Annotated in this window: 21 protein-coding genes; 8 read left to right on the forward strand and 13 right to left on the reverse strand. The window is 69.9% G+C overall.

All coding sequences use genetic code 11. The annotated features are described in order from the left end of the window. Nucleotides 1-176 precede the first annotated feature (176 nt). From ACLQ2O_RS34855 to ACLQ2O_RS34895, 9 genes are all read right to left on the reverse strand, one after another. On the reverse strand, nucleotides 177-377 hold the full coding sequence (locus ACLQ2O_RS34855; protein WP_184796022.1) for a hypothetical protein: 201 nt from the start codon (nucleotides 375-377) through the stop codon (nucleotides 177-179). 140 nt (nucleotides 378-517) lie between these two features. Then, the gene (gene mutM / locus ACLQ2O_RS34860) at nucleotides 518-1,372 is read right to left on the reverse strand and encodes a bifunctional DNA-formamidopyrimidine glycosylase/DNA-(apurinic or apyrimidinic site) lyase (protein ID WP_425840575.1); all 855 of its coding nucleotides are present in this window, start codon (nucleotides 1,370-1,372) and stop codon (nucleotides 518-520) included. A gap of 1 nt (nucleotide 1,373) precedes the next feature. After that, nucleotides 1,374-2,105, reverse strand: coding sequence for a ribonuclease III (rnc, locus tag ACLQ2O_RS34865; protein WP_184796024.1), 732 nt, complete (start codon nucleotides 2,103-2,105; stop codon nucleotides 1,374-1,376). 14 nt (nucleotides 2,106-2,119) lie between these two features. Beyond that, nucleotides 2,120-2,311, reverse strand: a complete 192-nt coding sequence (rpmF, locus tag ACLQ2O_RS34870; RefSeq protein ID WP_425840577.1) for a 50S ribosomal protein L32 — start codon at nucleotides 2,309-2,311, stop codon at nucleotides 2,120-2,122. Between the two features lie 107 nt (nucleotides 2,312-2,418). Next, a complete protein-coding gene (locus ACLQ2O_RS34875; RefSeq protein ID WP_425840580.1) occupies nucleotides 2,419-2,940 on the reverse strand; it encodes a YceD family protein in 522 nt (173 codons plus the stop codon). A gap of 138 nt (nucleotides 2,941-3,078) precedes the next feature. Then, the gene (gene coaD / locus ACLQ2O_RS34880; RefSeq protein WP_425840583.1) at nucleotides 3,079-3,549 is read right to left on the reverse strand and encodes a pantetheine-phosphate adenylyltransferase; all 471 of its coding nucleotides are present in this window, start codon (nucleotides 3,547-3,549) and stop codon (nucleotides 3,079-3,081) included. Continuing rightward, nucleotides 3,542-4,105, reverse strand: a complete 564-nt coding sequence (rsmD, locus tag ACLQ2O_RS34885; RefSeq protein ID WP_425840586.1) for a 16S rRNA (guanine(966)-N(2))-methyltransferase RsmD — start codon at nucleotides 4,103-4,105, stop codon at nucleotides 3,542-3,544. Before rsmD ends, coaD begins: the two co-directional genes overlap by 8 nt. Then, entirely contained in the window at nucleotides 4,102-6,348 is a 2,247-nt protein-coding gene (gene recG, locus ACLQ2O_RS34890) for an ATP-dependent DNA helicase RecG (protein WP_425840588.1), read from the reverse strand. The genes rsmD and recG overlap by 4 nt, the downstream gene beginning before the upstream one ends. Then, nucleotides 6,345-8,069 carry a DAK2 domain-containing protein gene (locus tag ACLQ2O_RS34895; protein ID WP_425840591.1) on the reverse strand — a complete coding sequence of 575 codons (1,725 nt, stop codon included), beginning with the start codon at nucleotides 8,067-8,069 and terminating at the stop codon, nucleotides 6,345-6,347. Before ACLQ2O_RS34895 ends, recG begins: the two co-directional genes overlap by 4 nt. Nucleotides 8,070-8,146: 77 nt before the next feature. Between ACLQ2O_RS34895 and ACLQ2O_RS34900 the strand changes: the two genes are divergently transcribed. Continuing rightward, the gene (locus ACLQ2O_RS34900; protein WP_425840594.1) at nucleotides 8,147-9,130 is read left to right on the forward strand and encodes an SAM-dependent methyltransferase; all 984 of its coding nucleotides are present in this window, start codon (nucleotides 8,147-8,149) and stop codon (nucleotides 9,128-9,130) included. Between the two features lie 114 nt (nucleotides 9,131-9,244). On the opposite strand, the gene rpmB is transcribed toward ACLQ2O_RS34900, so the two are convergent. The 4 genes from rpmB to ACLQ2O_RS34920 all read right to left on the reverse strand — a co-directional run bounded on the left by rpmB (nucleotide 9,245) and on the right by ACLQ2O_RS34920 (nucleotide 11,930). Continuing rightward, nucleotides 9,245-9,466 (reverse strand): 50S ribosomal protein L28, encoded by a 222-nt coding sequence (gene rpmB / locus ACLQ2O_RS34905; protein WP_425840597.1) that lies wholly within the window; start codon nucleotides 9,464-9,466, stop codon nucleotides 9,245-9,247. Nucleotides 9,467-9,578: 112 nt separating this feature from the next. Next, entirely contained in the window at nucleotides 9,579-10,622 is a 1,044-nt protein-coding gene (locus tag ACLQ2O_RS34910; RefSeq protein ID WP_425840600.1) for a LacI family DNA-binding transcriptional regulator, read from the reverse strand. Nucleotides 10,623-10,658: 36 nt separating this feature from the next. Beyond that, nucleotides 10,659-10,976: a hypothetical protein gene (locus ACLQ2O_RS34915; protein WP_425840603.1), complete on the reverse strand. Its 318-nt coding sequence runs from the start codon at nucleotides 10,974-10,976 to the stop codon at nucleotides 10,659-10,661. A 9-nt stretch (nucleotides 10,977-10,985) separates the two neighbouring features. After that, complete coding sequence (locus tag ACLQ2O_RS34920) at nucleotides 10,986-11,930, reverse strand: DUF6772 family protein (protein ID WP_425840606.1); 945 nt, start codon at nucleotides 11,928-11,930, stop codon at nucleotides 10,986-10,988. Nucleotides 11,931-12,120: 190 nt separating this feature from the next. Between ACLQ2O_RS34920 and ACLQ2O_RS34925 the strand changes: the two genes are divergently transcribed. From ACLQ2O_RS34925 to ACLQ2O_RS34955, 7 genes are read left to right on the forward strand one after another with little or no spacing between them, the layout of a single operon-like run. Continuing rightward, nucleotides 12,121-12,909 (forward strand): helix-turn-helix domain-containing protein, encoded by a 789-nt coding sequence (locus tag ACLQ2O_RS34925; protein ID WP_425840608.1) that lies wholly within the window; start codon nucleotides 12,121-12,123, stop codon nucleotides 12,907-12,909. Continuing rightward, nucleotides 12,909-13,838: a nickel ABC transporter permease gene (gene nikB, locus ACLQ2O_RS34930; RefSeq protein WP_425840610.1), complete on the forward strand. Its 930-nt coding sequence runs from the start codon at nucleotides 12,909-12,911 to the stop codon at nucleotides 13,836-13,838. The genes ACLQ2O_RS34925 and nikB overlap by 1 nt, the downstream gene beginning before the upstream one ends. After that, nucleotides 13,835-14,716, forward strand: a complete 882-nt coding sequence (locus tag ACLQ2O_RS34935) for an ABC transporter permease (RefSeq protein WP_425840613.1) — start codon at nucleotides 13,835-13,837, stop codon at nucleotides 14,714-14,716. Before nikB ends, ACLQ2O_RS34935 begins: the two co-directional genes overlap by 4 nt. Then, nucleotides 14,716-15,687: an ABC transporter ATP-binding protein gene (locus tag ACLQ2O_RS34940; RefSeq protein WP_425840616.1), complete on the forward strand. Its 972-nt coding sequence runs from the start codon at nucleotides 14,716-14,718 to the stop codon at nucleotides 15,685-15,687. Before ACLQ2O_RS34935 ends, ACLQ2O_RS34940 begins: the two co-directional genes overlap by 1 nt. After that, the gene (locus ACLQ2O_RS34945; protein ID WP_425840618.1) at nucleotides 15,680-16,681 is read left to right on the forward strand and encodes an ABC transporter ATP-binding protein; all 1,002 of its coding nucleotides are present in this window, start codon (nucleotides 15,680-15,682) and stop codon (nucleotides 16,679-16,681) included. The genes ACLQ2O_RS34940 and ACLQ2O_RS34945 overlap by 8 nt, the downstream gene beginning before the upstream one ends. Further along, nucleotides 16,678-17,337, forward strand: a complete 660-nt coding sequence (locus tag ACLQ2O_RS34950; protein WP_425840620.1) for a histidine phosphatase family protein — start codon at nucleotides 16,678-16,680, stop codon at nucleotides 17,335-17,337. Before ACLQ2O_RS34945 ends, ACLQ2O_RS34950 begins: the two co-directional genes overlap by 4 nt. Beyond that, nucleotides 17,334-18,110 (forward strand): hypothetical protein, encoded by a 777-nt coding sequence (locus tag ACLQ2O_RS34955; RefSeq protein WP_425840622.1) that lies wholly within the window; start codon nucleotides 17,334-17,336, stop codon nucleotides 18,108-18,110. The genes ACLQ2O_RS34950 and ACLQ2O_RS34955 overlap by 4 nt, the downstream gene beginning before the upstream one ends. Nucleotides 18,111-18,131: the final 21 nt, after the last annotated feature.

Below are 18,131 nucleotides of genomic sequence, written 5' to 3' on the forward strand. Positions count from 1 at the left end.
GTCTACGTCGGACAGCCGCACGTCTCGCGGAGGCTGCGTCGATCCGACACAGGAAACGCAAAAAGAGCGGCGGGGCCCGGACGGGGGCCGCCGCCGTGGGTGGTGCGGACGGTGCGGGGTGCTGCCCGGGACCGATGGTCCCGGGTCAGCTGGTACTGACTGGTCTGTCGCGCTGGTCAGACGTGGGCAGGCGTGTTCAGTGCCTCGTCCACGGTGAGCAGCCGACCGTCGTGAACGGCTGCGACCAGGTGGTCGTTCTCTGCCTGCAGACGCATCACGTGCGCCTCCAGGTCCGCGACGCGCCGGTTGAGCAGGCGAACCTGCTCGAGCAGACGCGGGTCAGTGCCTCCAAGATGCCCTAGAAGAGCCTTGGCCATTGTGCTGTCCTCCGGAAGGGTTTTGCTGGCTGGTAGCGCCCCCGGTCCGAGGAGCGCCTCTCAAAAGATGTGCCGTCTTTCAGGGTGACACCCGCTACGCCAAGGGTCAACCTGGCGTAGGTCAAATCACCATTTCCCGCTCACCACCGGGCGTGTCGTGGCGCCGGCTGACACTTCGGGCAGCGGAACGAGGAACGGTTCATGAACGGTTCGCGCCGGATCGGGCGGCCGTCGCGCGGGCACGGCGAGCCCTCCTGGCCGTAGACCGCCAGGCCCCGCTCGAAGTAGCCGGATTCCCCGTTCACGTTGACGTACAGGGCGTCGAAGCTGGTCCCGCCGACGTCGAGCGCCTCGGCCATCACCGCCCGGGCGTGACCGAGAATCTCCTTGGCCTGTTGGGCTTTCAGCGTTTCGGTGGCCTTGGCGTAGTGCAGCTTCGCCCGCCACAACGCCTCGTCGGCGTAGATGTTGCCGATTCCGCTGACCACCGTCTGGTCGAGCAACGCCCGCTTCAGGCCGGTCTTGCGGCGCCGCAGACCGGCGGCGGCCGCGTCCAGGTCGAACAGCGGGTCGAACGGGTCGCGGGCGATGTGCGCGATCTCGGCGGGCAGCTCGGCGCCGCCTTCGGCGTAAGACAGACCACCGAACATCCGCTGGTCCAGAAAACGGACCTCTCCCCCGCTGTCGGCGAACCGGAAGCGGATCCGTAGGTGCTTCTCGTCCGGCGCACCGACCGGCTGGACCCGGAACTGGCCGCTCATGCCGAGGTGCGCCAGTACGGCGTCGCCCGACTCCAGCGGGAGCCACAGGTACTTGCCGCGCCGGGCCGGCGTACCGAAGGTCTGGCCCTTAAGCGTGGCAACGAAGTCGTCCGGCCCGGCGAGGTGCCGCCGGACCGGACGAGGATGCAGTACTTCGACGGCGTCGATCGTCCGCCCGGTGGTGAAATCCGCGAGTCCGCGGCGAACGACCTCTACCTCAGGAAGTTCAGGCACCTCAGGGTTGCTGGGACGGGTCGATGCTGTCGGGATGCGCCGCGCGCAAGGCCTTCCAGGCCGTTTCGGCCGCCTGCTGCTCGGCTTCCTTCTTGCTCCGGCCGATGCCGTGCCCGTAGGTGTCGGCACCGATCCGGACCCGCGCCTCGAACGTCTTGGCGTGGTCGGGACCGGACTCGGCGATCACGTACTCCGGGACGCCGACACCGAGCTGGGCGACCAACTCCTGCAGTGACGTCTTCCAGTCGAGGCCGGCACCGAGCCGCGCCGACGACTCCATCAGCTCGTCGAACAGCGTGTGCACGACGCCGCCGGCCACCTCGAACCCACGGTCCAGGTAGACGGCACCGATCAGCGCCTCGACGCAGTCGGCCAGGATCGACGACTTGTCGCGTCCGCCGGTGGCCTCCTCGCCGCGCCCGAGCCGTAGGTACTTGCCGAGCTTGAGGTCGCGAGCGACCCCGGCGAGCGCGCGCATGTTGACCACCGCGGCGCGCAACTTGGCCAGCCGGCCCTCGGAGAGGTCCGGATGGTTGCGGAACAGCGACTCCGTGACGATGACGCCGAGCACGGAGTCCCCGAGGAACTCCAGCCGCTCGTTGGTCGGCAACCCACCGTTCTCGTACGCGAACGAACGGTGGGTGAAGGCGTGCTCCAGTAGTTCGTCAGCCAGCGATACGCCGAGCCGCTGGTTCAGCTCGGCGTAGAGCCCCGTCTCGTTGACCGAATTCACTGGGTAGGTGCCGTTTAGCTCTCGACGACCTGGCGACGCTCGCCCTTCGCGCCGTACTGGCCGCAAGTCGGGCAAACGGTGTGCTGCAGGTGCTTCGCGCGGCAGGCGGGGTTCACGCAGATCACCAGCGACGGGGCAGTGGTCTTCCACTGGGCCCGGCGGTTGCGGGTGTTGCTGCGCGACATCTTCCGCTTCGGAACGGCCACGGTTATGACTCCTCGGTTCGGCCGGAGGCTCGAGAACCCGGCCGGCTTGGTGTGCGGTTGCTCTGTAGTTGTACTGCACCCGTACCGCGGTACGGGAAGTCTGAAGGTTACTTGTCCGTCGATCGGTCGTCGCGCGGGGCCAGCCCACTCAGCGCCGACCAGCGGGGATCGACCGCGTCCTCGTGCTTGTGATCCGGCTCGTCGTCCAGCCGGGCCCCGCACTCGGGGCACAGACCGGAACAGTCGTCGGAGCACAAGGGCGTGAACGGCAGCGCGAGCACCACCTGGTCCCTCAGTGCCGGCTCGAGGTCGATCAGATCGCCCTCCATCCGGCTGGCCTCGTCGGGTTCGGCGTCGCTCTCCGGGTAGACGTACAGCTCCTGGACGTCAGCGAGGAACTCGTCCTCGATGTCGGTCAGGCACCGCGCGCACTCCCCGACCAGCCGGCCCTGGGCCGAACCGGAGACGAGCACCCCTTCGACCACCGCTTCCAGTCGTAGGTCGAACTGGATCGGATCACCGTCGGGGACGCCGATCACGTCGATCCCGAGATCGGCCGGTGCCGCCGCCGTGAAGGAGACTTCGCGCTGGGACCCGGCGCGGCGAGACAGCTCGTGGGTATCGATCACGAGTGGGGACCGCAGGTCCAAGGCGCTCAGGACATCCCTTTCAGGCGTGGGCAGGCAGAAACTCGGTCTCAACGAGACCGATGGACAACATTACCAACTCCACGCCTCAGAGCCCAATCGGGGCAACCGCGGGCATTTCTAGAGCTTCGCGATCAACTGGGCGTGAACGCTCGGTGGCAGGAACGCGTCCACTGGGCCGCCCAGCTTCGCGATCTCCTTGACCAGGCTGGACGACACGTACCCGTGCTCCGGCGCGGTCGGCAGGAACAGCGTGTCGAGCCCGGTCAGCCGCCGGTTCATCTGGGCCATCCGCAGCTCGTAGTCGTAGTCGCTGCCCGAGCGCAGGCCCTTGACGACCACCTGCGCGCCGACCGTCCGGCAGAAGTCGACCAGCAGCCCCTCGAAGGGCACCACCGTCACGTTCGGGTACGGCGCGGCGATCTCGGTCAGCAGCGCGACCCGTTCGTCGCCGTCGAACATCCGCTGCTTGGACGGGTTCACGCCGGCGCCGACGATCACCTCGGTGAACGCCGCCGAGGCCCGCGCGATCACGTCCAGGTGGCCGTTGGTGGGTGGGTCGAACGTGCCCGGGAAGACCGCTCTACTCATGGCGGTGACCGTACCAAAGCCGGGCCTCGCCGTACTTGCGGTCGCGCAGCGCGGCCAACCCCTCCGGCCACTCCCACGGCTCCCGTTTGCCCCGCTCGACCACCACGACGGCGTCCTCGGTCAGCCAGCCGTGATCGACCAGCGCGAGCAACACTTCCTGCAGGGCGGTCGTTTCCAGCTTGTACGGCGGGTCGGCGAACACCAGGTCGAACGCCTCACCGGAGTTGTCGCCCTGGGCAACCTTCTCCACCGGCCGGGTCAGCAGCGTCGCCCCCGGCATCCCGACCGCGCGGATGTTCCCGGCGATCACCTCGGCGGCCTTCCGGTCCTGCTCGACCAGCACCACCCGCGCCGCCCCCCGCGACAACGCCTCCAGCCCGATCGCACCGGACCCGGCGTACAGGTCGATCACCGCCAGGTCCTGCATCCCACCGAACTCGGTCTCCACCGACGCGAACATCGCCTCCCGCACCCGGTCCGCGGTCGGCCGCGTCCCCGTCCCCGCCGGCACCAAGATCCGCCGGCCACCGGCGATCCCAGCAATAATCCGGGTCATGTCTTCTCCAGGTATTCGGCCGCTTCGGACTCCAAGGTCTCGGCCACGAACGCCTTCAGAGCCGGGTACTCGCTGAGGGTGGCATCGACCGAAACGATCGAATGCGCCACGTGCCGGGCAGCGTAGATCACGTCCTCGTCGCGCAGCACGCTGAGCAGCTTCAAGCTCGTACGCCGCCCCGACTGCGCCACCCCGAGCACGTCACCCTCGCGCCGGTTCTCCAGGTCGATCCGCGACAGCTCGAACCCGTCGGTCGTCGAAGCAACCGCGTCCAGCCGCTCCCGCGACTTCGACCCCGGCCACCCATCGGTGACCAGCAAGCAGAGCCCCGGCACCTGCCCCCGCCCGACCCGCCCCCGCAACTGATGCAACTGCGAGATGCCGAACCGGTCGGCGTCCATCACCACCATCGTCGACGCGTTCGGGACGTCGACGCCGACCTCGATCACGGTGGTCGCGATCAGCACGTCGGTCTCCCCGGCGGCGAACTTCGACATCACCGCATCCTTCTCGTCGGCCGGGAGCCGCCCGTGCAGCACCGCCTGCCGCAGGTCGGGCAGGATCTCGGCGAGCACCTCCGCGACCTGCAGCACCGAGATCGCCGGCCGCGGCTTGCCCTTGGCCCCGGACTCCTCGTCCTCGGCGCCGGAGGCGAACTCGCCCTCCTCGTCGGTGGCGTTCTTCACGTCGTCACCGATCCGCGGGCACACGACGTACGCCTGGTGGCCCTTCTGGACCTCCTCGCGCACCCGTTCCCAGGCCCGCTCGAGCCAGGCCGGCCGCTCCTTGGCCGGGACCACCGACGACTTGATCGGCGACCGCCCGGCCGGCAGCTCGGTCAGTGTCGACACCGACAGGTCGCCGAAGACCGTCATCGCGACCGTGCGCGGGATCGGCGTCGCGGTCATCACCAGCACGTGCGGCGTGTTCTCCCCCGACTTCGTGCTCAGCGCGGCCCGCTGCTCGACACCGAACCGGTGCTGCTCGTCGACCACCACCAGCCCGAGGTCGGCGAACTGGACCTTGTCCTCCAGCAGCGCGTGCGTCCCGACGACGATCCCCGCGGCGCCGCTGGCCGCGTCCAGCATCGCCGTACGGCGGGAGGCCGCGTTCAGCGAGCCGGTCAGCAGACCGACCTTCGTCGCCCGGTCGGCGCCGCCGAGCATGCCCTGCTCGGCCAGCTCACCGAGCATCTTCGTCAGCGTCTTGTGGTGCTGGGTGGCGAGCACCTCGGTCGGCGCGAGCAGGACCGCCTGACCGCCCGCGTCGACGACCGACAGCATCGCCCGCAGCGCGACCACGGTCTTGCCGGAGCCGACCTCTCCCTGCAGCAGCCGGTGCATCGGGTGCGCCCGGGCGATGTCGGCGAAGATCTCGTCGCACACCTCGGCCTGGCCCGCGGTCAGCGTGAACGGCAGCCGCGCGTCGAAGTCGTCCAGCAGCCCACCGGCGGTCCGCTCGCGCGGGATCGCCTTCAGCGCGTCGGTGACCGCCCGGCGCTGGGCCAGGATCGTCTGCATCACCAGCGCTTCCTCGAACCGGAACCGCTTCTGCGCCTCGGCGATGTCCTTCTCAGTCTCCGGCAGGTGGATCAGCTGCAGCGCGTCCCGCAGCCCGAGCAGCTTCTCGTTCTTCAGGATGAGGTCGGGAATCGGGTCCGCGACCTCCTCGAGGTTGTCCAGCACGATCTTCAGGCTGCGCTCGATGGTGGCCGTCGGCAACTTCGCGGTGGCCGGGTAGAGCGGCCGGAACGGCTTGGCCCGGCGCTCGATCTCGGCTTCGCTGAGGTCTTCCTCGTCGAGGATCTCGGTGCCCGGGCCCTTCAGCTGCAGGATGTCGCGGAACTTCGTCACCTCGCCCCAGAACAGCGCGGCCGTCCCGGGGGTCAGCTTGTTGGCCAGCCAGGGCTGGTTGAAGAACGCCAGCTCCAGGTCGTTGCGCCCGTCGGTGACCACGACCTTGGTGATCGTCTTGTGCCGGCGGAACTTGTTCACCTCGTCCGGCCGGATCTCCTGCTTGGAGTCCAGCGAGCGCACGGTGACCTTCTTCACCTTGCCGTTCACGGTCGCCTGGTCGCCGACCTCGAGCTCGTCGAACGGCGTCAGCTCACCCTTCTTCAGGTAGCGCCGCGGGTAGTGCCGCAGCAGCTCCCCGACGGTCTCGATGCCGAGCACCTCGGAGAACGTCTTGGCCGTCCGGGCGCCGACGAAGTCGCGCAGCTTCCGGTCGATGTCTGTCTTCATTCCACCCCGATCAGCAACGGGTACCGCTCCTGGCCACCGTCGTACACCATCACATCGACATCTTTGCGGTGCCGACGGACGTGCCGGACCACCGCCTCGACCAGCGCGGGGTCCGCGTCCCGGCCGCTGACCACCGTCATCAGCTCGCCACCGCCGCCGAGCAGGCGGTCCACGACACCGGTCGCGGCGGTGGTCAGATCATCGGTGATCAGCGTGAAATCGCCGTCGACCACGCCCAGCGCGTCGCCGATCCGGCAGGTGCCGGCCATCGTCCAGGCGTCCTTGACCGCGATCGTGACCGCGCCGTGGCGGGTCTGCCCGGCGGCCGCCGACAGGTGCACGACGTCGTCGTCGAAGCTCCGCCCAGGGTCGTACACGGCGATCGCCGCCAGCCCTTGGACCTGCGCGCGGGTCGGGATCACAGCCACCCGTACGCCGTCCTGCCGCGCCGCCGTGGCCGCCGCCTCGGCGACCGCGATCGAGTCGTTGTCGTTCGGCAGCAGCACGATCTCGGGTGCCTTCGACTGCTCGATCGCCCGCAGCAGCTCCCCGGTCGAGCACCGCCTGCCAGGACCACCCCGTACGACGATCGCTCCCGCCTCGCCGAACAGCCCGGCCAGCCCGTCCCCCGCCGCGACCGCGATCACCGCGCGCCCCGGCACCGGCTGGTGCGGCTGGAGGTCCGCGAAGTGCGTCACCCGGATCCGGTGCGGCCGCCCCACCCCGATCCCCAGCTCGATCGCGGCCCCGACGTCGTCGGTGTGCACGTGCACGTTCCACAGCCCGTCGCCGCCGACGACCACCACGGAGTCCCCCAACCCCGTCAGCTCCCGCCTGAACCCGCCCACGTGCTCATCAGCGGCGTCCAGCAGGTACATCACCTCGTACGCCGGCCCGTCAGGCAGCAACTCGACGCCGGCCGGCGAGCCGGCTCCGGCTTCGCCGCCGACCAGCGAGGCAGCTCCGGCTTCGCCGCCGACCGGCGAGGCGGCTCCCGCTTCGCCAGAGCCGGCCGGGGAGGGAGCGGGCACAGGGAGCCGAGCCGGGACCGACCAGTCTCCCCCCGAGGTCCGCCCGGACAGCACCTGCTCCATCGCGCCCAGGATCACCACCAGGCCCGCTCCGCCGGCGTCGACCACTCCGGCACGCCGCAGTACGTCGAGCTGCTCGGTCGTCTTCGTCAACGCGACCCGCGCGGCCGCAACGGAGACCAGGCAGACCTCGGCCAAGTTCTTGCCTTCGCCGGCCGCCGCGAGCGCAGCGTCGGCGGCAGCTCGGGCGACGGTGAGCATCGTCCCCTCGACCGGCTGAGCCACCGCCCCGTACGCCGCATCCGCCGCGAAAACCAGTGCATCCGCAAAAGCCACCGGCTCACTCATCCGAGGATCAGCAAGTCGGCCCTCACTGTCCTGGCGAACCGGCAGGTTCTCCGCCAGCCGCAGCCCACACGCCCGGACCAGCTGCGACGTGATCACCCCGGAGTTCCCCCGCGCCCCCAGCAGCGCCCCGCGCCCGAAGGCCTGGACCGCCTCCGCGAAGGTCAGCTCGCCCTCGGGCAGCGCGTCGCAGGCGGCTTCCCAGGTCAGGTACAGGTTGGTGCCCGTGTCGCCGTCGGGGACCGGGTACACGTTGAGATCGTCGATCTCGGTCCGCGCCCGTCCCAGCTCCACGAGCGCCGTACGGGCCCAGCTCCGCAGCACCCCGACCGTCAGCTCTTCCACGCCGGGAAGGTTATCCGGTGCTGCCCAGCCACTTACTATGTGTTGTGCCTGCCTCAGCTGCTCCGATCCTGTTTTCCGTGTCCCCCGACAGCTACGAGCTGGCGGTGCGGGAGCTTCGGGAGGAGTTCGGCCGGCAGGTCGGCGTCGAGCGCGTCAGCGGCGACCTCGGCCGGATCACCGACAATGCTCCGGCCGTCGACCAGCTGGCCAGAGCCTGCGACGAAGGCCGGATCATCTTCATTCGTCACCTGACGGTCGAGATCGCGACCTTCCCGCCGTACGACGGACCGCCGCCGCACGAGCTGGCCGACCTGGTCCTGGCCGAGCTTCCCAAGCACCCCAAGGCGGTCGCCGTCCAGACCTGGACCGACGGCGCGGGGACGGGCGGCACCTACTACCACCTGCTCGACGAGGCCCTCGGAGCCCGCGGGATCGAGGTCACCCGCTCGGAGCAGGACGTCGTCGTCTCGTGCTTCGTCTCCGACCGCGCGGTCCTGATCGGTCTCAACCGGCTCGAGGACAGCCTGGCCGACTGGCCCGGCGGCCGGATGCGGCTGGCGCGTTCCGACGAGCGGGTGTCCCGCTCGGAGTTCAAGCTCGAGGAAGCGATCCGGACCTTCCACCTCGACCTGGTGCCCGGCGGCAAGGGCCTGGACCTCGGCGCCAGCCCTGGCGGCTGGACGCGGATCCTGCGCCAGTACGACCAGGAGGTCTGGTCCGTCGACCCCGGCGCTCTCGACGCGCGTCTCGACGGCGACCGCCGGATCCACCACGTCGCCACCACGGCCGGCGAGTTCTTCCGCCGCAACGAGCTGCGCTTCGACGTGGTCGTCAACGACATGCGCATGGACCAGGTGATGAGCGCCCGCGTCATGCTCGACGCCGTACCGCACCTGCGCCGCGGCGCGCTCGTCGTGATCACGCTCAAGGGCGGTGGCCGCAACCCGCTCGACGCCGCCCGCCGCGGGATGGATGTCCTGAGCAAGGAGTACGACGTCCTGCACGCCCGTCAGCTACACCACAACCGCCGCGAGATCACCGTCGTGGCCCGCACCCGCTGAACTGGCCGTACGACAAGCTGAACTGGCCGTAGAACAAGCAGCAGGCGCCCGGGACATCCCGGACGCCTACGAGGCCCTGCACGGAGACCGGCTCATCGGGGAGCCGGAAGAGTACTAGCCGACGACGCGCTGAACCTTGCCCGCCTTGATGCAGGAGGTGCAGACCTTCATCCGGGTCGGGGTGCCCTTGACGATCGCCAGGAACGGCTGAATGTTGGGGTTGAACCGCCGCGACGTACGCGCCTTGACCCGGCGGATCATCGCGCCCTTACCCAGCCGGGCAACACTGTTGCCGAACATCGGCTGCTTGCCGCAAACATCGCACTTCTTAGACATGATTCTCCGTGGTCAAGGGTGTTCAGGGTCGTACGCCGACAGACCATGTTACACAGCGTCTGCAGGCGCGACCAACTCGGTCCAGCGGCCGTGATCCAGGCCACTCATGCTCTCAGTTCGCCGTCGAAGCTCGTACCACGAGCTCGGGCCTGATGAGGATCTTACGCGGTCGGTCCGAGCTTCGCTCACGGATCCTCCGCAGCAGCAGCTCGACGGCCGTCGTGCCGACCTCAGCGGCCGGCAACCGGACCGTCGTCAGCGGGGTCTGCAGGTACCCGGCGTACGGGTGGTCGCCGTACCCGGTGACAGCAACATCACCCGGTACGCCGAGGCCGAGCTCGGCCAGCGCCCTCAACAGCCCCAGCGCGAAGTAGTCGTTCCCGGTGACGATCCCGTCCGGCCTTTCACCCGAGGCCAGCACGGCCGACGCGACCCGGTAGGCCTCCTCCGGCTGCCACGGCAACGCCAGCGAGTCGTACCGCTTCGTCGGTACGGCGCGCACGCTGCCCGCCGACACCTCCAGCCCGGCGTCGGCCATCGCCCGCCGGAACCCGGCGACGCGATCGGCCGTCGTCGTGATCGGCAGGTCCTCCTCCAGCACCAGCAGCCGACGGGCACCACCGGCGATCAGGTGCGTGGTCGCCTCGTAGCCGCCGCGTTCGTTGTCGACCCCGACCATGTCGCAGTCGAGCTCGGGCACGTCGCGGTTGACGAACACCATCGGGATCCCGGAGTCGCGGACCCGTCGCCAGTGGTCCCAGTCGTCCTGCACCGGGACGACGATCGCGCCGTCGACCGCGGACCGCAGCAGCGCCTCGGTGGCGCGCTGCTCGTTCTCGGCGCTCTCGTCGGTGACCAGCAGTAGCAACGAGTACCCCTGCGCGCGGGCGCCGAGCTCGATGCTGCTGATCAGCTGGGCGTAGAACGGGTTGGACGGGTTGGTGATGACGAGCCCGAGCGTCATCGCCGAGCCGAGCACGAGCGACCGGGCCAGCGAGTTCGGCACGTAGCCGATCCGCGCCGCCTCGGCCCGTACGGCGGCCCGCGTGGCCGCGCTGACGCTGTCCTTGTCGGCCAGCGCGCGGGACACCGTGTTGACCGACAGCCCCAGCGCACCGGCGATGTCGCGCAGCGTCGCCCGCCGTGCGTCCGTCATCGCACCTCCCCGTCCCACCCCATCAGGCTGAGAAGACTAAGCCTTGATCGCCAGGTGGATGCGGACGCGCACCGTTCCGTCGACGACCGCGCGGAGCCGCAGCCAGTGGCCGAAGCCGGCCGCCGGCCAGGACACCAGGGCGCCCGGCTCGACCGGGTGCTCGGAGCCGTCCAGGTCGCACCAGGTGATGCCGTCCGGCGAGACCTGCGTGACGTAGCGCGCCGTCCCGTCGCCGTCGACGTGCTGGACGAACCAGCGCGCCTCACCGGCCCAGGCCACCTCGTACGGCTCGGTGTCGAAGTCCTTCGCGAACTCGGTGTCGCGTTCGAGGACCGCCGTCATGGACTGTCGCATGGCCGTGACCTACCAATCCACCGAGATGAGCACGGAGTCGAGGAACAGGAAGTTGCGCACGTCCGAGTGCGTGCGCACCGAGAAGTAGAAGTTCAGCAGGTTCTCGAGCGTCTCGTAGCGCTCCTCGTACGGCGGGACCGGCACGTCGCGCATGTCCATTACCCGGTCGTTGACCTGCAGCTCGACGTTCTTGCGCGCGTCGGTGTCGACCAGCCAGCGCAGGTAGTGCCAGTTCACCTTGGTCGGGACCTCGTTGTAGCAGAGCTCCTGCGGCTCGCCGAACTGCTGCCAGTCCTCGGGGTTCGGCGCGGTGAAGTCGGCGGCGTACTCGAGCTTCACCTTGCCCTCGAAGTGCTCGCGCGGCGTCGGCTCGGGCACGGTCGGGGCCATCCAGCGCCGGGTGAAGTGGTTGTCCAGATCGGTGTTCTGGTAACGCGCGACGGTGTGGTAGCGCAGGCCGCCGTCGCCGCACAGGTCGGTCGCGACGGTGAACGCGCCGAACTGCGCCTCGGACGGGTGCGTGTTGCCGTCCCACTGGACGTCGCCGAAGGTGTCCAGCTCGGCGCCGCCGCCGAGCGTCGCCTCGGACTTGAACGCGAAGTAGGTCTCCAGCTGGACCAGGCCACGGCCGCTCATGGTCAGCCGCCGGATCGCGACCGCGGTGTGGCCCTTGTGCGGGCGGGTGGCGAGCTTGAGCGCGTAGGTGCCGCTCATCGCGCCGTGGGTGCCGATGTCGAAGAAGTTGCAGGCCGACAGCTGCGGCGGCCGGAAGTCGCGCATGTGGTTGTCGACCGTGCTCAGGTCGCCGCGGCCGTTGTAGTTGCCGAGCAGTTCGCACCAGCCGTGCGTCCCGCTGTCGAACTCGTCGAAGGCCAGGATCCGGGGCAGCGGCTTGAACTTGGACAGCCGGGGATCCGCAGCCAGCAGGGCGGACCGGATGTCGGATGTGGTCACGCTCGTCCTCCTCAGGAGGTTGGGTGAAGGGCTCCTGAAGTTAACGTTCACGGGAATTTGCCGTCAATCGACCGTTGCGCCCTCCGGAACGCTGGTCTCTTGACACTCAAATATCACGCTTCTACGGTGCATTAACGCTACCGTTAACGTTCATGTAGCGACTCTCTCCTCTGCCTGAAACGAGGTCGCCATGCAGTCGCTGAGCCGAGCTCTCACCGTGCTCGCCGAGCTGAACCGCCAGGACCGCCCGTACGGCGTGACCGAACTGGCCGGCACGATCGGCCTGCACAAGAGCACGGTCCACCGGATCCTCGCGACCTTCTGCGCGCACGGCCTCGCCCGCCGGGTCGACGACCACCTCTACTGCGCCACGGACGGCCTGGCCACCCTCCGCCGCACCACGGCCGCGCAGCCGGACCTGCTCGCCGAAGCAGCCCACCAGCTCAGCTCCTCGGTGCTCCTCGCCCGCCCCCTGCCCCGGACAGCCGGGACGGTTCTGGAGATAGCGGCAGTCGCCCAGCCGACGCACGCCGAGCGCCCTTCGGGCGCCGGCGGGGCGAGCTGGGCGCCCGGCCACCGTGGGCGGCGATCCCCTGAGCAAGTCTGCCCCGGCGACGCGGTGCCGCTTCGGGCGAGCGCCCTTGGCCGGGCTTACCTTGCCGCCCTCCCCGCAGATCAGTTCGAAGCGGGGCCCGAGTTGCTGGACACGCTCCAGCGCGTACGGGAGGTCGGCTTCGCGCACAACGCCCGGCCGATCGCGGGCCTGCCGCGGATGGTCGCCGTACCGGTGCCGGACGGCGCCGGCGGTTGTGCGGGCGCACTGGGCGCCAAGCTCGCGCACCCCACCTCGGTCGCCGAGATCCGTCGCTACGCCCCGGTGCTCCACCGGGCCGCGGCCCGCCTCGGCCCCGGGCTCGCCGAGCACCGACCTCCGTCGCCGGCCACCCATCCATCGGCCGAACGCAGGCGGGGCGCCTGATGGGGGCGTACGTCGCCCGGCGGCTGTTCTTCTCGATCTTCGTGCTCTGGGGTGCGGTGACGATCATCTTCGTCGTGCTCCGGCTGGTCCCCGGCGACCCGGCGTACATCATGCTCGGGCCGGACGCCGACCAGGCGCAGGTCGACGCGCTCCGGGCCCAGCTCGGGCTCGACCACTCGCTGGCGCAGCAGTACGCGACCTACCTGACCAACGTCGTGCACCTCGACTTCGGCCAGTCCTTCCGGCTCAGCACGGACTCGATGACCCTGGTGATGCAACGAGTCCCCGCCACGATCCAGCTGGCCAGTACGGCGCTGCTGCTGTCGCTCCTGATCGGCCTGCCGCTCGGCGTGATCGCCGCGCTCAAGGCCAACACCTGGATCGACCGGTCCATCTCCGTCTTCTCCCTGCTCGGCCAGTCGACCCCGTCGTTCTGGCTCGGCATCGTGATGATCCTGGTCTTCGCGCGCAACCTCCAGGTCCTGCCGAGCTCCGGCTCCGGCACCTGGGCCCATCTCGTGCTGCCGACCGTCACGCTCGCGCTGCCGTTCCTCGCGATCCTCGTCCGGCTGACCCGCAGCGGCCTGCTCGAAGTCGTGCACGAGGGCTACGTGCAGACCGCGCGGGCGAAGGGCCTGGCCGAAGGCGGAGTGATCCTCGTGCACGCCCTGCGGAACGCGCTGATCCCGATCGTCACCGTCGTCGGCCTGCAGTTCGGCGCGCTGCTCGGCGGGACGGTGATCGTCGAGACCGTCTTCGCCTGGCCCGGCGTCGGCCGGCTGCTGATCGACTCGATCGGCAAGCGCGACTACGGCGTCGTCCAGGCCGCCATCCTGCTGGTGGCCACGATTTTCGTCCTGATCAACCTGCTCGTGGACTTGCTCTACGGCTTCCTGGACCCCCGCGTCCGCCTGGCTGGTGACCGATGACCTCCGCTGAACTCGCCCTGCCCACCGTCCGAACCGCCCGTAAGACGAGGGCCGGCAACGCCCGTATCCGCTTCGGCCTGATCGTGATCGCGGTGTACGTCGTCGCGGCCGTCGCCGGACCGTTCCTGATCGGCTTCGACTCGGTCGCCACCCGGACAGCGGACCGCCTGAAACCACCCGGCAGCCGCCTGTCCGACGGCTCGCTGGCGATCTTCGGCACCGACCAGGTCGGCCAGGACCTGCTCGCCCAGATGTTGCAGGGGGCAAGGATCTCGATCGCCGTCGGCCTGGCCACGCTGCTGCTGGCCGGCACCATCGGCGTCACGATCGGGATCGCGGCCGGCTACTTCGGCGGCTGGCTCGACGGGGTGCTGATGCGGCTGGCCGATATCCAGCTCGCGTTCCCGTCGATCCTGCTGGCGATCTTCATCGCCGCCCTGCTCGGCCCGAGCGTGGTCAACGTGGTGATCGTGCTCGCGGTCTCCAACTGGGTCACGTTCGCCCGGGTCGCTCGCGGCCAGGCGCTCGCCACCCGACGCCGTGAGTTCGTCGATGCGTCGCGAACGCTCGGCGCCGGCACCTGGCGGCTGATCCGCCGCTGCGTCCTGCCCGCCTCGGTCGCGCCGGTCCTGGTGGTCGCGACGGTCGAGATCGGTCACGTGATCCTCGCCGAGGCGTCGCTCAGCTTCCTCGGTCTCGGCACCCCGGCCAGTACGCCGAGCTGGGGCGTCACGATCGCCAACGGCCGCAACTACCTGGCCGACGCCTGGTGGATCTCGACCGTCCCCGGGATCGCGCTGGCCTTCCTGGTGGTCTCCCTCGGCGTACTGGGTGACGCCCTGCGCGACCGCTACGACCCGCGGCTGAGGAGCCTGTGATGGCACTGCTCGAAGTCAACGATCTCCGCGTCGAGTTCTCCACCTCCGGCGGCACGGTGAAGGCGGTCGACGGTGCGTCGTTCGACGTCCAGCCCGGTGAGACCGTCGCGCTGCTCGGCGAGTCCGGCAGCGGCAAGAGCGTCACCGCGCAGGCCGTGCTCGGCATCGTCCCCAAGCCCGCGGGCAAGGTCACCGGCGGCACCGTCTCGTACGACGGCCGCGACCTGCTCGCCCCCGGAACGGCGGGCAGCCTACGTGGCCGGGAGATCGCGATGGTCTTCCAGGACCCGCTCAGCTCGCTGAACCCGGTCTTCCGGGTCGGCGCGCAGATCGGCGAGATGTTCCGCAAGCACCGTGGCGCGTCGCGCAAGCAGGCGCGGGCGGAGGCGCTGGACCTGATGCGCCGGGTCGGCATCCCGGCGGCCGAGAAGCGCTTGGACGACTACCCGCACCAGTTCTCCGGCGGGATGCGCCAGCGGGTGATGATCGCGATGGCGCTCGCGCTGTCCCCGAAGCTGCTGATCGCCGACGAGCCCACGACCGCGCTCGACGTCACCGTCCAGGCCCAGATCATGCAGCTGCTCGCCCGCCTGCAGGCCGAGGAGGGCATGTCCCTGGTCCTGATCACCCACGACCTCGGCGTCGTCGCCGACGTCGCCGACCGCGTGGTGATGATGTACGCCGGCCGCGTGGTCGAAACCGGCCCGATCCGCGAGGTCTACGACCACAGCGCACATCCCTACACCGCCGGCCTGATGGCCTCGGTCCCGGTGATCGACGGCCCCCGCCAACGCCTCACCCCCATCCAAGGCTCCCCACCCGACCTCCTCCACCTTCCGTCAGGCTGCTCCTTCCGTCCCCGCTGCCAGTACGCCGACGCCCTGTGCGCCGAACAAGAGCCAGCACTTGCAGGCAGCAGCCACCGAGCGGCCTGCCACCATCCCCTGAGCCAGGGAGTACTGAATGTCTGAAACTCCCCTGCTCTCCGTCCGTGACCTGCACACCTCCTTCCCTCTGCGCTCGTCCGTACTTCGCCGTACCGTCGGTCAGATCCAGGCCGTCGCCGGGGTCTCCTTCGACGTCATGCCCGGTGGCACGCTCGGGCTGGTCGGCGAGTCCGGCTCCGGGAAGTCGACCGTCGCCCGCACGATCGTCGGGCTGGAGAAGGCCACCTCCGGCAGCATCCAGTTCGAGGGCGAGGAGCTCACCTCGTTGCCCAAGGCATCGATGCGCCGGGTCCGCCGCCAGCTCCAGATGATCTTCCAGGACCCCTACGCCTCCCTGAACCCCCGCGCGACGGTCGAGCAGATCATCACCGAGGCCTGGGAGATCCACCCCGACGTCGTACCGCCCGGCAAGCACCGCACCGAGGCCCGCGACCTGCTCGAACGCGTCGGCCTCAACCCCGACCACGCCCGCCGCTACCCCCACCAGTTCTCCGGCGGCCAGCGCCAGCGGATCGGCATCGCCCGCGCGCTCGCGCTCCGCCCGAAGCTGGTGATCTGCGACGAGGCCGTCTCCGCGCTCGACGTGTCGGTGCAGGCCCAGGTCCTCAACCTGCTGGCCGACCTGCGCAACGACCTCGGCCTCGCGTACCTGTTCATCGCCCACGACCTGTCCGTCGTCCGCCACATCTCGGATCAGGTAGCGGTGATGTACCTCGGCCGGATCGTCGAGACCGCGCCGCAGGACGAACTGTTCACCCGCCCGATCCACCCGTACACGCAGGCGCTGCTGTCCGCCGTACCGGATCCGAGGCCGTGGACCCGGCCGCCGCGCGAGCAGATCATCATCGGCGGCGACGTCCCGTCCCCCGCCGATCCTCCGTCCGGCTGCCGTTTCCGGACGCGGTGCTGGAAGGCCGAGGACCGCTGCGCGACCGACGAACCGCTGCTCGAGATCCGCCTCGACCAGCACCCTGCCGCCTGCCACTTCGCCGCCGACCTCGCCGGAGCCGCCCGATGACCGTCGAACTAGTCCTCCTCCGTCACGGCGAGTCCCTCTGGAACGCCGAGGACCGCTACCAGGGCCAGCAAGGCACCGGCCTCAGCCCACTGGGCCACGACCAGGCCAAACGCGCCGCCGAGTACCTCACCGGTACGCCGTTCGACGCGATCGTCGCCAGCGACCTCCAACGCGTCACCGAAACCTTGGGCCCCTACCTGGACGGCTTCCGCACAACAAGCACCGGCGGGATCCCCCCTGTGCGCATCGATCCCCGCTGGCGGGAGATCGACGTCGGCACCTGGGGCGGCCGCACCTTCACCGAGGTCCTCGGCGAAGAACCCGAGGTCGTCGCCGCCTTCGCCCGCGGCGAGGACGTCGCCCGCGGCGGCGGCGAGACCTTCGCCCAGCTCCGTGCCCGCGTCTGGGAAGCGGTCCAGGACATCGCCGCGACCGGCGCCCGGCGCGTCCTCGTCGGCACCCACGGCGGCCCGATCCGCGTCGCCGCCGCGTCCGCGCTCCGGCTCCCACCCGGCGACCAGGTCCTCCTCGATCCCCCGGTCAACTGCTCGCTCACCACCCTGCGGGTGGACGAGCGGCTCACCGCGAGCAGCCTCACGGCGTACAACACGCCGACGTCCGTCCTCACCCGTTCTCCCGAGGAGCAGCCGTCATGAGCCTCAGCACCACCAGCTTCGTCGCGATGACCTACAACCTGTGGGCCGACTTCCACCTGGACGCCCGCCGCGACGCCATCACCGGCCTGTTCGAGACCCGCCCGCCGGACCTCCTCGCCGTACAGGAGCTCAGAGGCGTCACCAGGGACCTCCTCGACAAGACGCTCACCACGCACGACCGCGTCGACGGCGAGGAAGGATGGGCGACCCAGAGCAACCTCTGGTGGCGCCGCGACCTCTTCCAGTACGTCGAGCACGGCGCCGAGGACGTCGGCATCCTCTCCCCCGACGCCAGGCTCTTCTGGGTCCGCCTCCGACCGCGAGAAGGAGTCGACCTCGTCTTCAGCACGGCGCACCTGACCTGGCCCGGCCACCCCGACGAACGCACCGACCACGTCAACCGGCGCGTCACCCAGGCCCGCAAGATCGCCGAGGAGCTCGACCGCCTGGCCGGTGAGGGCGCGTGCCTGTTCACCGTCGACATCAACGACATCGGCCCACCCCAGTGGGAGCTGGGCAACGCCGGGTTCCTCGACAGCTTCACCGCGCTCGGCCGGCACTCGCCGGTCACGCACCCCGTCGTACCGACCGTTGCCCCCGGCCCGATCGGCACCAAGCTCTCACCGCTCGCCTCGCCGCCGAAGGCGATCGACTGGATCTTCTCCCGCGGCCCGCTCGCGGTCCGCACCAGCGAGGTCGTCGAGTACTTCCTGGCCGGCCGGGCGCCGTCGGACCACTACCCGGTCGCCGCCACCTACACGTTCAAGTACTGAAACCCCTGCGCAAGGAGAACC

It is taken from the genome of Kribbella sp. DT2 (assembly GCF_049844575.1).
Taxonomy (GTDB): domain Bacteria; phylum Actinomycetota; class Actinomycetes; order Propionibacteriales; family Kribbellaceae; genus Kribbella.